The 13,541-nt window shown below is 42.9% G+C and carries 17 protein-coding genes; all 17 read left to right on the top strand.

Features of this window, described 5'->3' with window-relative positions; genetic code table 11:
* Nucleotides 1-548 precede the first annotated feature (548 nt).
* Nucleotides 549-950, top strand: a complete 402-nt coding sequence (gene flgB, locus FHS45_RS04945; protein ID WP_062445832.1) for a flagellar basal body rod protein FlgB — start codon at nucleotides 549-551, stop codon at nucleotides 948-950.
* Between the two features lies 1 nt (nucleotide 951).
* The gene (gene flgC / locus FHS45_RS04950) at nucleotides 952-1,410 is read left to right on the top strand and encodes a flagellar basal body rod protein FlgC (protein WP_062445833.1); all 459 of its coding nucleotides are present in this window, start codon (nucleotides 952-954) and stop codon (nucleotides 1,408-1,410) included.
* 14 nt (nucleotides 1,411-1,424) lie between these two features.
* Nucleotides 1,425-1,730 carry a flagellar hook-basal body complex protein FliE gene (gene fliE / locus FHS45_RS04955; RefSeq protein ID WP_062445834.1) on the top strand — a complete coding sequence of 102 codons (306 nt, stop codon included), beginning with the start codon at nucleotides 1,425-1,427 and terminating at the stop codon, nucleotides 1,728-1,730.
* A 64-nt stretch (nucleotides 1,731-1,794) separates the two neighbouring features.
* On the top strand, nucleotides 1,795-3,396 hold the full coding sequence (fliF, locus tag FHS45_RS04960; protein ID WP_062445835.1) for a flagellar basal-body MS-ring/collar protein FliF: 1,602 nt from the start codon (nucleotides 1,795-1,797) through the stop codon (nucleotides 3,394-3,396).
* A 12-nt stretch (nucleotides 3,397-3,408) separates the two neighbouring features.
* A complete protein-coding gene (fliG, locus tag FHS45_RS04965) occupies nucleotides 3,409-4,419 on the top strand; it encodes a flagellar motor switch protein FliG (RefSeq protein ID WP_062445836.1) in 1,011 nt (336 codons plus the stop codon).
* Nucleotides 4,412-5,173, top strand: coding sequence for a flagellar assembly protein FliH (gene fliH / locus FHS45_RS04970; RefSeq protein WP_062445837.1), 762 nt, complete (start codon nucleotides 4,412-4,414; stop codon nucleotides 5,171-5,173). Before fliG ends, fliH begins: the two co-directional genes overlap by 8 nt.
* Nucleotides 5,166-6,473, top strand: coding sequence for a flagellar protein export ATPase FliI (fliI, locus tag FHS45_RS04975; RefSeq protein ID WP_062445838.1), 1,308 nt, complete (start codon nucleotides 5,166-5,168; stop codon nucleotides 6,471-6,473). The genes fliH and fliI overlap by 8 nt, the downstream gene beginning before the upstream one ends.
* 5 nt (nucleotides 6,474-6,478) lie before the next feature.
* Nucleotides 6,479-6,928 (top strand): flagellar export protein FliJ, encoded by a 450-nt coding sequence (fliJ, locus tag FHS45_RS04980; protein WP_062445839.1) that lies wholly within the window; start codon nucleotides 6,479-6,481, stop codon nucleotides 6,926-6,928.
* 4 nt (nucleotides 6,929-6,932) lie between these two features.
* Complete coding sequence (locus tag FHS45_RS04985) at nucleotides 6,933-7,514, top strand: MotE family protein (protein WP_062445840.1); 582 nt, start codon at nucleotides 6,933-6,935, stop codon at nucleotides 7,512-7,514.
* A gap of 35 nt (nucleotides 7,515-7,549) precedes the next feature.
* Nucleotides 7,550-8,848, top strand: coding sequence for a flagellar hook-length control protein FliK (locus FHS45_RS04990; protein ID WP_062445841.1), 1,299 nt, complete (start codon nucleotides 7,550-7,552; stop codon nucleotides 8,846-8,848).
* A gap of 9 nt (nucleotides 8,849-8,857) precedes the next feature.
* Complete coding sequence (gene flgD / locus FHS45_RS04995) at nucleotides 8,858-9,286, top strand: flagellar hook assembly protein FlgD (protein WP_062445842.1); 429 nt, start codon at nucleotides 8,858-8,860, stop codon at nucleotides 9,284-9,286.
* A gap of 19 nt (nucleotides 9,287-9,305) precedes the next feature.
* Entirely contained in the window at nucleotides 9,306-9,677 is a 372-nt protein-coding gene (locus FHS45_RS05000; protein WP_062445843.1) for a TIGR02530 family flagellar biosynthesis protein, read from the top strand.
* 86 nt (nucleotides 9,678-9,763) lie between these two features.
* A complete protein-coding gene (gene flgG, locus FHS45_RS05005) occupies nucleotides 9,764-10,639 on the top strand; it encodes a flagellar basal body rod protein FlgG (RefSeq protein WP_062445844.1) in 876 nt (291 codons plus the stop codon).
* A gap of 46 nt (nucleotides 10,640-10,685) precedes the next feature.
* Nucleotides 10,686-10,901, top strand: coding sequence for a flagellar FlbD family protein (locus tag FHS45_RS05010; protein ID WP_062445845.1), 216 nt, complete (start codon nucleotides 10,686-10,688; stop codon nucleotides 10,899-10,901).
* Nucleotides 10,898-11,320: a flagellar basal body-associated protein FliL gene (fliL, locus tag FHS45_RS05015; RefSeq protein WP_062445846.1), complete on the top strand. Its 423-nt coding sequence runs from the start codon at nucleotides 10,898-10,900 to the stop codon at nucleotides 11,318-11,320. The genes FHS45_RS05010 and fliL overlap by 4 nt, the downstream gene beginning before the upstream one ends.
* Before the next feature lie 33 nt (nucleotides 11,321-11,353).
* Nucleotides 11,354-12,358: a flagellar motor switch protein FliM gene (gene fliM, locus FHS45_RS05020; protein ID WP_062445847.1), complete on the top strand. Its 1,005-nt coding sequence runs from the start codon at nucleotides 11,354-11,356 to the stop codon at nucleotides 12,356-12,358.
* The gene (gene fliY / locus FHS45_RS05025; RefSeq protein ID WP_062445848.1) at nucleotides 12,348-13,529 is read left to right on the top strand and encodes a flagellar motor switch phosphatase FliY; all 1,182 of its coding nucleotides are present in this window, start codon (nucleotides 12,348-12,350) and stop codon (nucleotides 13,527-13,529) included. Before fliM ends, fliY begins: the two co-directional genes overlap by 11 nt.
* Nucleotides 13,530-13,541 lie beyond the last annotated feature (12 nt).

Here is a 13,541-nt window from a genome sequence, read left to right on the forward strand (position 1 = left end):
CACAGGGCTATAGCCCGAGGAAGCTTGCCAGGTCCCCCGCAGGAAAGAAATGAATGCGTAATCGCCTTGGGAGACACGACACGCATAAGCAGAACAGCACAAGGGAAGTGATTTTTCTTCCCGTTGATGGGCTGCTTATGTCGCGAGTGTCTAGGCGATGGAGCTGGAAAGCGAGTCGTTTCCCTGCCCATCCCTTATTTTTAAGATAACGGCCCCAACTCGCTCTATTAAAACTCCACGCAAAGCTAACGTAGTCTCTGTCTGAAAAATATCCTCTCCATGTTCACAAATGGTAGATTCCTTTTGTTTATGTTGTGTGTCATAATATTGGTAGGATGTTCATTATTCGTCAAAATCCTACAAAATTCCTACAAAAAGCTTTTAATGTAAAAATATGTCTAATTATTAATTGAAAATACCTGGTAATATAGTCGTTTTCTGTAAGGTTTCATAACATATTGACGAATTCGCATAGACAACGTGTCATTAATTCCTTACAATGTGTTGGTAGGTTATGGGACCATGTCCATAAATCAGGAGGTAGTAAGATGAATTTATTTGGAGGTACCATCCAGACACTGGAGAATTCCTTAAACTACGCATCTAAGAAAAACAATACGATTGCAAATAATATTGCGAATGTAGATACTCCAGGCTTTAAGGCTAAGAAGGTTTTATTCAAAGATTTGCTGGCTGAAAAACAGAAAGAAAGTATTTCAGGGACTCGCACACATCCTCAACATCTTCCGATTGGCGGGGCTTCCAATGATTCAATGGCCTATAAAGTAGTGAAAGATAATGGGACTGCCTATAATCACAACGGAAATAATGTGGATATCGACAAAGAAATGAATGAGCTCGCAAAAAACCAGCTCTTTTATCAATCAATGGTCGATCGTTTAAATGGAAAGTTTCGGAGTCTGGAAACTGTAATCAAGGGAGGTAGATAGTGTGGGCATTTTTCAGTCTATGAATACGAGTGCAAGTGCGTTGACTGCCCAGCGTCTGCGAATGGACACTATATCTTCCAACATTGCTAATGCGGAGACCACCAGGGCCCAATTAAATGAAAACGGAGATTGGCAGCCCTATCGACGCAAACAGGTTGTTTTTGAATCTGGACAGAAAAGCTTCGGTACATATTTGAAGAAAGCGACAGCAGCGTCCGCTGATTCAGCAGAAGGAGTACGGGTCAGTGAAATCCGGGAAGATGACAAAGAGCCATTTAAAATGGAGCATAATCCCAATCACCCTGATGCGGATGAAGACGGCTATGTAAGGTTACCTAATGTCGATCCGCTAAGGGAAATGGTCGATTTAATGAGCGCTACCCGTTCTTATGAAGCCAACATTACTTCCATTAACGCTTCAAAGTCAATGTTGATGAAAGCGCTAGAAATCGGAAAATAAGGCAGGTGAAAGTTATGACCAATTTGTCCGCAGTTAGTCAGGTGTCTCCATTTCTTAACAAATCACAGACAAACCTAAAGAATACTCCCGCTGAGGCCCATAGTGCTTTTGCCTCCGACTTAAAAAAGGCGATAACAGGTTTAAACAGCAGCCAAAAACTATCAGATCAAAAAACAGAAGCATTGGCAAAAGGAGAAATCAATGATTTGCATGACGTTATGACAACTGCAAAAAAAGCGAGTATCACTTTACAGACTTCTGTAGAAGTCCAGGGTAAAGTGATAGAAGCCTATCGTGAAATTATGCGGATGCAAGTGTAATTCCGTTCTATCGCGATTCGATATTATATTATTCTGATGAAGTGTGTGTTTTATGGGGGCAATTATGAGAAAAAATTTATTAATTTTCAAAGAATCTGTTTCGAACTTTTGGAAAGAACGGACGAAAGCACAAAAAGGAACACTGATTGGTTCGGTACTGATCTTTTTTATCGCTTTGCTTTTGATAAGTATTTTATCTTCAAAAAGCAATATGGTCCCCCTTTACCAAAACCTTTCTTTACAGGAAATCGGTCTGATGAAAACGGAACTGGACGCACGCAATACACCCTATAAGTTGACGGAAGGCGGTACAACCATACTGGTGCCAGAATCGCAGGTCGATACACTTTTAGTAGAGTTAGCTGCAGCAGGCCTTCCTAAAAACGGCAGCATCGATTATTCCTTTTTTAGTGAAAACACATCCTGGGGGATGACGGACAACGAATTCGACATGATCAAACTGGATACAATGCAGACCGAATTGGCTAATTTAATGATTGGAATTGAAGGGATCCAGGACGCGCAAGTAATGATCAATCAGCCGCCCGAACCAGTATTTATCGGGGATGAAAGCCAGGAGTCCACAGCATCTATAGTATTACATACAACACCAGGTTATCAGTTCAAAGATAATCAGCTGCAAGGACTTTATAACCTCGTTTCCAAATCAGTACCAAATCTATCTACTGACAATATCGTCATCATGAATCAATATTTTGAGTATTACGATCTAAATAATTCAGAATCACTGGCAAGTGGAGATACATATACCCAACAGCAAAACATCAAGAAGGATATTGAGCGGGATATTCAGCGCCGCGTACAGCAAATGCTGGGAACTATGATCGGTATGGATAAAGTAGTGGCTTCTGTCACCACAGATATCGATTTCACACAGGAAAACCGGGTAGAAGAACTAGTAGAACCGGTCGATCCAGACACGATGGAGGGCCTTCCTGTCAGCGTGGAACGCTTAACAGAAACCTATACAGGCAATCCGCCGATAGAAGGCGGTGTTCCTGCAGGAGAGGAAGACGTACCGGGTTACAATGCAGAAGATGAGGCCGGCGAAGGAGATTATGAAATGGTCAAAGAGACCATTAATAACGAGTTTGACCGGATTCAACGTGAAATCGTCGAAAGTCCATATAAAATCCGGGACATTGGTATACAGGTAGCAATTGACACTTCAAAAGGCACGGATGAAGCTGGAGATGTTCAACTTTTATCGCAACAGGAACAAGCAACTGTAGAAGCCAGTGTCAGTTCACTTCTCGACTCGATTATATCTACCTCTGTTGCAGCCCCATATGAAGTGAGTTCACCAGGTGAAAAGGTATCGATTGTCTTTCAGGAATTCAGCGGAGCGGAAGCGAAATCACCTGCCTCGCCTGTCATCCCGTTATGGGCCTATATTGCGGGGGGCATATTGCTCGTTATCGTACTCACGTTATTATGGGTATTATTTCGTAAAAAACGTGAAGAGGAATACGAAGAAGAAAACTACCAGGAATTTATCCAGAAACCGTTGGAAGAACCTATCCCTGAGCTGGATGTCGAAAAAGACACAGAGGAAACGAAAAAACGTAAACAGCTGGAACGAATGGCCAAAGAAAAGCCGGAGGATTTCGCCAAGCTTTTAAGGTCCTGGATTGCGGAAGATTAGGGGGAATATTAGATGCCTAAAAGAAAAACATTGACGGGTAAACAAAAAGCAGCGATTCTTTTAATTTCTCTCGGTCCAGATGTTTCCGCGCAAGTATACAAGCATTTATCAGAAGAAGAAATTGAAAAGTTGACCCTGGAGATTTCTTCAGTCCAGAAGGTCGAGGCGAAACAAAAAGATGCTATTTTGGAACAATTCCACCAGCTTGCTTTAGCTCGGGATTACATTACCCAGGGCGGGGTTGATTATGCAAGAACGGTGCTTGAGAAAGCGATGGGAGAAAACGAAGCTTCTAATATCATCGGAAGACTCACCTCTACTTTGCAGGTAAGGCCGTTTGACTTTGCGAGGAAAGCAGACCCGCAACAAATTTTAAATTTCATCCAGAATGAGCACCCACAGACGATTGCGCTCGTACTATCCTATTTGGATTCCGCACAGTCTGCTGAAATCTTATCTCAGCTTCCCCAGGAAATGCAGGCGGATATTGCCAAACGAATAGCTTTAATGGATTCGACTTCCCCGGAAATCATTAATCAAGTAGAACAAATTCTGGAACGGCATTTATCATCTACAGGGACACAGGATTATACACAGACCGGTGGGATCCCGGCGGTAGTTGAAGTGCTGAATGGTGTCGATCGAAGCACAGAACGAACCATTCTCGATGCACTCGAAATCCAGGACCCAGAACTTGCGGAAGAAATCAAAAAACGGATGTTCGTTTTCGAAGATATTGTCACTCTTGATAATCGCGCCATTCAGCGTGTGATCAGAGAGGTGGAAAACGATGACCTCCGTCTGTCACTGAAAGTAGCGAGCGAAGAAGTGAAAGAGGTTGTTTTTAACAATATGTCCCAGCGAATGGCTGATAACTTTAAAGAGGAAATGGAATTCATGGGGCCGGTACGTTTGAAAGATGTAGAAGAAGCCCAGACACGCACTGTCTCTGTCATCAGGCGATTAGAAGAAATTGGTGAAATCGTAATTGCCCGTGGTGGAGGTGACGATATTATTGTCTAAATTTAAATCTGAAGCTAAATCACGCCTTATCCGTCTAAGGCCAGTATTATCTTCTGAACAGGCACAAAATCAGGAGAAACAACCGCAAAACCTGAACTTGGAAGCAGAGATAAAAAGGAAATTACGAGAAGCAGAACAGGAACGAAACGCTGCCCATGAGCAGGCTGAGGACCTGTTAAGAAATACAGAAGCAGAAATAAGCCACCAAAAACAAGTCTGGGAGCAGGAACGTGTGCATTTGGAAGAAGCAGCAAGAAAGGATGGATTCGAACAGGGATTATTGGAGGGGAGGAACAAAGGATTCGAGGAATTCGCTCTGAATATTGAGAAGGCTCGCCAGGTAATCGACCAGGCAAAAGAGGAATATCAACAAATTATAGCATCGAGTGAAACGGACATACTGGATATCGCGGTACAGGCTGCTGAAAAAGTAATATGCCAGCAGCTCACACATAGCCCGGAGAGTTTTATGTCCCTTGTGAAAGGGGTAATAGCGGATGTTCAAGATCAACCAGAAATTATTATTTCGGTCCATCCTGAGCAATATTCCCTGCTGCTTACGCAAAAGAATGAATTGGAATCACTTATTTCCAGTAAATCCAAGCTCACCATTTATCCTCATGCCCAACTTGATTCTTACAGTTGTCTGATAGAATCGCCATTTGGAAGAATAGATGCTTCCATAGACAGCCAGTTGACAGAGTTGAGGAAACAGCTTGAAGAATTTAATAATGAGGGAAACCCAGATGAATAAGGCAAAACTTCTCACGGCTATCGAACAGATGGATACATATAAACGTTTTGGCAGGATTCATCGAGTAGTAGGACTGATGATTGAGTCGAAAGGACCGGAGGCGTCAATTGGCGATGTCTGTCTCATTCACTCTCCCAGTAATAAAAAGATAAAAGCGGAAGTAGTCGGATTCCACAATGAGAATATCCTGTTAATGCCTTTTAAAGAGGTGAGAGATATCAAACCAGGCAGCCTGGTAGAAGCGACAGGTGCTCCTCTTCTTATCAAGACAGGGACTGGTTTAATCGGTAAGGTTGTCGACGCTTTGGGTAAGCCATTAGATAACCAGCCCCTGCCTAATGGCCTTCGCTCTTATCCCACTGATCAGGATCCCCCTTCTCCATTATCACGGCCGACCATTAAAGAACCGCTGCAGGTTGGGGTAAGGGCGATCGACACGCTTCTGACCGTCGGTAAAGGACAGCGCATCGGCATTTTTGCGGGTAGTGGTGTCGGTAAGAGCACACTGATGGGAATGATCGCGAGAAACAGTTCTGCCACAATTAATGTCATTGCTCTCATTGGCGAACGTGGACGAGAGGTCAGAGAATTTATTGAAAATGATCTTGGAAAAGAAGGATTGAAAAAATCGATCATTGTAGCAGTTACCTCTGACCAGCCTGCATTGATGAGAATCAAAGGTGCCTATACAGCGACGGCGATCAGTGAATATTTCAGGGATTTGGGCTATCAGGTTAATTTGATGATGGATTCGGTGACAAGGGTGGCAATGGCCCAGAGAGAAGTAGGACTGGCTACTGGTGAGCCCCCTACTACCAAAGGTTATACCCCTTCCGTCTTTGCCATGCTGCCCAGACTATTAGAACGGACGGGCACAAGTACCCAGGGAACAATTACAGCATTTTATACCGTCCTCGTAGACGGGGATGATATGAATGAGCCGATCGCCGATACGGTCAGGGGGATATTAGACGGTCATTTCATATTAGATCGGAAGCTGGCTGAACAGAATCACTTTCCTGCTATCAATGTATTGAAATCCATAAGCAGAGTGATGAACCAGGTAATTGATGACAGCCACAAACAAGCGGCTGATCGGGTTCGCAACCTGCTTGCCACTTATGAAGAAAATAGGGAATTGATTCAGATTGGTGCCTATAAAACTGGAGCGGACAGACAAGTGGATGAAGCAATTCAGGCAAACACCACAATCAATGACTTCTTAAAGCAAGGTACCAATGAACCAGCACCTTTTCTTGAAACTTTGGACCAGTTTAACCAGTTTAATAGCGGGGGTTAATAAGGATGGCAAGTATACAAGCTTTTCATAAAATCAGAGATGTTCATGAGAATGATAAGTTAGCAGCACAGAAAACTTACCAGCAAGCTGTAAAGAATTTTGAAGAGATAGCTGAACAATTATATTTGGGGTTGAAAAAGAAAGAAGAAACTGAGGAACAGCTGCATGAAAAGATAACAGGTGGAACATTGACTGCCCATCATTTTGCTCAAATGCAGCATTATATTACACGCCTGGACCAACAGATAATGCAGTTGCAACCGGAGGTCAATCAGGCGAGAAATTATATGGAGAAATGCCGCAGGAAAATGACCGAGGCTCATGTGGAAGTGAAAAAGTTCGATAAATTGATTGATAGAAAACTGAAACAGTGGCAAGACAGTCAGAAGGAAATAGAGAAAAAGCAGATGGATGAGCTTTCCCTGCAGCAATTTTTATTAGAAAGAAACAGGTGAGATCATGGCAAATCCGTATAGAGAAGAATCAAAGCAAACGAATAAAGTCCAGTGGTTCTTCTTTGTCATCTTCATTCCTGCTTTATTCGCTATAGCATTGACATGGATAGTACTGACGATAGCAGGGATAAATGTCGGCGATTGGGCTTCGAAGCATGCCGCTGATGTGCCGGTAATTTCTTCGGTGTTCCCTTCAGACGAGGAAAAAGAACAGGAAGAGCTGATCGGTCAATTACGACATAATCTCGATGAAAAAGAGACCGTGATTCAACAGCTGGAACAGGAAAAATCAGAGCTGGATGCCAAAATTGATGATTTGGAACATCAAGTTGGTGACCTGGAAGCCAAACTAACTAAGGCAGAAGGTACGGATGAAGAACAAGAAGCTCAGGTGAAAAAAATTTCCTCTTCGTTCCGGGAAGTAGAACCTGAACAAGCAGCCGCTATCATCAAAAATTTAGATCAGTCGGTTGCCGTTACCGTGCTAGTTAATCTTCCTGCCAATGAAAGAGGAGCTATTTTGGGAGAAATGGATCCAAAGGACGCTGCCAAGTTAACCAGTCTATTACTTACAAATGGAAATTGATAGTCTTTCTGATTCTTGAAAGGAGGTGAAATAGAATGGAATCGAGTCTTATAAAATCAACATTTTCTTTACCAGGCGGTTCGTTAACAGCACAGCATCGCCCTCGTGGTCCAGCTGCCGCTTTTGAACAGTTAGTATCGAAATGCTTTTCTGCTGGAGAAGGGAAGAAGGAGGTTCAACCATTTCCTCAAGCAGTATCCTCCATAAAGCATTTTACCTCGACTATAGTGAAAACAGAGGGAGAAGGGAGTTCCGATTCTTCAGAGGTTGTGAAGGAATTGCCGCAATCGGTGCTGGACTACTTGCAGGAAGACAATAAATCCCTTTCTTCCTTGGTGCTCACAGCACAAGATGGGGAACTTCTTCAAATAGAGAAACTACCACCCGCCTTGGAAAACAGCGATTTTTATGTCAGTTCCGAAGGGGATACAGGGAAACTCATTGCTGAATCAAATTTATTAACACCCATCAGTGAAGAAAAAGTAATCCTGGGTGATTTTCAGTCCTTACTCCTACATATCAAAGAATTATTACAGAAGGCGGGTACTGAATCAGGTAGTGAGTATGGAATTATAGCGAAAAAGCTGCTTCATTCACTCGAACAATTGTCCCAGCAAAGTAAGTTACAGGAACCAGCGGTTTGGAAGAGGGTTGAAATACTCCAGGGTGATCGGGCTTTACGTGATGTGATCAAATGGTATCAATCACGCACTTCTATGCCAAACACAGCTTACCACTCCCAGGCACAAGTCACGACGAAAGATATGAGCAAATGGCTGAAGCAGGCGATTAACAAGTACAACATGAATGAGTTATCTGGTGCCCATCAGGGGCCTATTTCTCCAGGACCACTTTCCAAAGTAGAACAATTGATGATTCGGCTGGACCAAAGCCAATCATCAGATGGCATGCAAAAGCAGCTGATGCACGCATTTGAACGCGCCATAAAATCTAGTAACCTGCAACAATTAAAATCTGGCGCAATGGAAATGCAACTGAAGTTGAAGCCTGGAAACCTGGGCGATGTAGTAGTAAAGATGACGCAATTGAACGGAGAAATGGCTGTGAAGATTCTCGTAACTTCTCAGTCTGCTAAAGAAATGCTGGAAGGGAATATCCAGCAGCTTCGCCATATGTTCTCCCCTCAACAGGTTGTAATTGAAAAATCAGATATGCATCCTGGACAACAGCAATTTCAATCAAAAGAACAATCATTCAGCGGTCAGGAACGCGACTCTCACTCCCAACATCCTTCAAGAGAGCAAAATTCTGACGGAAGCAGTGAGGAGGAGAAGGAAAGCTTTCACGATATATTGGTGAATGAGAAAGTGTAGGTGATTACCATGACAAAGATTGATCCATCCCTTTATTTACCACAGCAGCCAACTAGAGGATCCACAAGTTCAACATTAGATAAGGATGACTTTTTAAAAATATTAATGACACAACTGCAAACCCAGGATCCGATGAATCCAATGGAGGATAAGGAATTCATTTCTCAAATGGCCAGCTTTTCCAGTTTGGAGCAGATGATGAATATGACACAAGCAATGGAAAAAATGGCTGACTCCCAGACATTTGTACCAGTAGTACAGTACAGCTCCCTCATTGGAAAAGAAGTGTCCTATCCTGTGGAAGGTGACTCCGAAACAGAAATGGGAGTGGTGGCAGCTGTCAGTCAAAAAGATGGTGAAACCTGGCTGGAAATGGAAGATGGTACGCAAGTCGATGTCCAGTCCGTTTTGCGGATAAGCCAGTTGAGTACCGAGTGATGTATAGAAAGGGGATTATATGGAACCTCGCATCCATCAGCTGCATCAACCGATGCCCTTACCTAAGGTTAATAAGCAGCAGACTTCCAATACGAGCAGTATCTCTTTCAAAGATGTACTTGCAGATGCCAGGCAAGTCAAGTTAAGTAAGCATGCCGGAGAACGGCTGCAACAAAGGAATATCGCGATTTCCCAAGCACAATGGGACCGGTTATCTGACAAGATGCAAGAAGCAAAACAAAAAGGGATTACCGATTCACTGGTATTGCTTCCTGATGCGGCTTTACTAGTCAGTACCAAAAATAACACGGTTATTACTGCTATGAACCGTAACGAAGCTTCTTCAAAAATATTTTCAAATATTAATGGCACGATTTTAATGGATGATTAGGCTGGACCCAGCAAGGGAAGCCGTAGAAACTGCTGACTGATCGAAGCAGTTTGAAAAACTTAAAAAGAGAAAGGAATGTAAGCTGCATGCTACGTTCAATGTACAGTGGAATTTCAGGTATGAAAGGGTTTCAGACAAAACTTGATACGATCGGAAACAATATAGCTAATGTCAACACCTATGGATACAAAAAAGGCCGGACTACCTTTCAGGCAATGATGAGCCAAACAATCAGTGGGGCTCAAGGTCCTACTAACTTTTCAGGTGGTAAGAATCCTTCACAAGTGGGGTTGGGATCTAATGTAGGAGCTGTTGATACCATCCATACACAAGGAAACCGTCAATCAACAGACCGTCCATTAGACTTGGCTATTGAAGGATCTGGAATGTTTGTTGTTGCTGAAGGAGAAGACACCTCCACTAATATCCTGGAATCTAAATTGAGTTTCACAAGAGCTGGAAATTTTTATTTGGATGATAACGGTGACGTGGTTAATAGTAATGGCCAGTATTTAGTTGCCGATACTTTTGATGAAGATGGCAACAGTTTAGGTGAGGGTCGTATAAATATTCCTGATACTGCTCAAAGTTTCAGTATACAGAGCAATGGTACAGTAACTTATGTAGAGAATGGCAAAGCAGTAAATGCTGCCCAAATTCGTCTGGCGAATTTCTCAAATCCTGATGGATTAGAAAAAGCGGGTGGCAATATGTATACACTCACTGACAACGCAGGTTTAAGTGTCCAGAACGAACAGACTGGTTTGGCTCTTACTGATTTAGAGATACCAGGTCAAGGGGGAGTTGGTCAAACTATTGCTGGTGCGTTGGAAATGTCTAACGTCGATCTTTCGGAAGAGTTCACTGAAATGATAACCGCTCAGCGTGGTTTTCAGGCTAACACCAGAATCATAACGACATCGGATGAGATTCTTCAGGAATTGGTCAATTTGAAGCGTTAATATAAGGGAGGAAAGGAGGATTCATTTAAAATGGATCCTCCATCATATGATTACACTTACACGGCTTAATGGTGAAACATTTCAACTTAATGCGTTGTACATAGAACAAATCCAGTCCTGTCCGGATGCCACCATAACCACCACGACTGGCAAAAAGTTAGTGGTACGGGAAGAAGAACAACTAATCGTCGCTCGTATGAAGCGATTTTATCAGGACATCGGGTTCACAGGCCAATGGAAAGGAGCTGGAGATCAAGAATGAGTTCCAAACTGCTCAAAACAATGGTTATTTCTTTATCAACTGTGGCGGTGCTCGGAATCATAGCACTTATATTGGTCTTGAATATGGGAGAGCAGCCACAGGCAGAGGGGAAACGATCCATCGATGATATCATCGAGACCTCTTATGAAACGGAAGAGATAACTACTGATTTAAAGGACAACCGTTTTGTCCGCATACAATTCCGAATCGTGACGGACAGTAAAGGCGCCCATGAAGAACTGCAAAAAAGGGACTTTCAATTACAGAATGTGTTGATTAAAGAGCTGGCTACCATGGAAGTCAGCGAGTTCAAGAGCGGCCTGGATAAGTTAGAGGCCAGTTTGAAAACGAAACTGAATGACTTGTTGACGGAGGGCAAGGTTGCCGATGTCTATACGATTAAAAAAGTATTGCAATAAAATATAAGTTGTTTATGAACGGAGGTGGTATTAGTGGCAGAAGATGTACTTTCCCAAAGTGAAATTGATGCACTGCTTTCCGCAATATCGACCGGAGAGATGAATGCGGAAGAATTAAAGGAAGAACAAAATGAAAAAAGGGTCAGGGTTTATGATTTTAAACGAGCGCTCCGTTTTTCTAAAGATCAGATAAGGAGCCTCTCACGAGTCCATGAGAATTTTGCGAGGCTTTTGACTACCTATTTTTCTGCAAAGCTCCGGACCTATGTACATATAACGGTTGCTTCTGTCGACCAGGCTCCTTATGAAGAATTCATCCGTTCCATACCTAAAATGACAATTTTGAATATATTCAGCCTTCCACCCTTAGCGGGCCGAATTCTGTTTGAAATCAATCCGAATATCGCTTACGCCATGCTGGATCGAGTATTGGGCGGAAGAGGTGTCAGTTTTAACAAAGTCGATAATCTGACAGAAATTGAAACGACAATCATGAAGCAATTGTTTGAGCACGCTGCCGAGAACTTTCAAGAGGCCTGGAGTTCTATTGTAGAAGTGGAACCGATAATGGAAGATTTTGAAGTGAACCCACAGTTTCTTCAATTAGTTTCACCGAATGAAACAGTAGTGATCATTTCTTTGAATATGACGATTGGGGAAACGACTGGAATGGTCAATATTTGTATTCCACATGTCGTTCTGGAGCCAATCATTCCAAAGCTTTCCGTCCATTATTGGATGCAGAACCAACAGCTGACCGAAAGCAAACCGGAAGAATACCAGGCCCTTTCAAAATCTCTGGAAAAAACAACAATTGAGGTAAAAGCGATATTAGGGGAAGCAGATGTCAGTATTGAAGAATTCATCCAGCTGAAGCCGGATGACGTTATCCAGCTTGATCAACTGATTAGTGACCCGCTGCGTCTATGTATTGATGAAGAACCTAAGTTCTATGTTCAGCCAGGAAAGAAACGGAGAAAGATGGCTGTCCAGGTTTTGGAAGAAATCAAAAGGGGGGACGAATACAATGATGAATGATGATATGTTATCGCAAGATGAAATAGATGCGCTTCTCAACGGAAGTGACATGGGTGATGAACAAGAAGAAAGCAAACCTGCTGCCTCAAAAACTCGGATGAACACAGAAGATTACCTCACCGAATTGGAAAGAGATGCCCTAGGTGAGATTGGAAATATTTCGTTCGGTAGTGCGGCCACCGCATTGTCCACCATATTGAAACAGAAGGTGGAAATCACGGCACCGTCCACGATGGTAATAGACAAGGCGCGGATTCATGAAGAATTTCCACAGCCCCATGTTGCAATCAAAGTAACCTATACGGAAGGTTTTACAGGGGATAACTTATTAATCATCAGCACAGATGATGCCGGTATTATTGGAGATTTGATGTTGGGTGGGGATGGAACAGCTCCTCCGACAGAGCTGGAGGACATGCATAGGAGTGCTGTCCAGGAGGCCATGAACCAGATGATGGGAGCCGCAGCAACAAGTATGTCAACTATTTTTGAAAAACGAGTAGATATCTCACCTCCAACCATCGATATGCTCGATCTCCCAGAAGATGAAGGATTAAATTATATTCCTGACGAAAATATTCTCGTCAAAATATCCTTCAACCTGAAGGTTGGTAACATAATTGACTCCAATTTCATGCAATTGCTTCCTTATCGTTTTGCGAAAGATTTGGTGGAAAGCTTGCTGCACCAGGACCCTCCTACTGAAGAAATTGTGCCAAATGGTGGCAGTGTTTCTTATCCAGGTGATGGGAAGGATAGCGAAATGCCTGGAAGCCATTATGTCACTGAGGAAGCTAAGCAACAGCAGTCTTCCCAATTATTAGGTACATATGGAAGCCAGCAGCAGGATGCGGAGATTCAATCTGCCCAATTTTCTGATTTTGGTACACAGCCACCTGTCTCTAAAGACCTGCGGAACCTCGATATGCTGCTCGATATTCCGCTTAAGGTAACGGTGGAGTTAGGGAGAGCGAAACGCACGATCAAGGATATTCTCGAATTATCTTCCGGTTCAGTAGTAGAGCTTGACAAGCTTGCAGGTGAGCCTGTTGATATCCATGTCAATAATAAATTGATTGCCCAGGGGGAAGTCGTTGTCATTGACGAAAATTTCGGTGTAAGAGTAACAGATATATTAAGTCCAAAGGATCGCTTGAAAAGGATCAAATAACAGGATAGAGAA

The sequence above is a fragment of the Thalassobacillus devorans genome (genome assembly GCF_011761345.1).
In the GTDB taxonomy this organism is placed as follows: Bacteria; Bacillota; Bacilli; order Bacillales; family Halobacillaceae; genus Thalassobacillus; species Thalassobacillus devorans.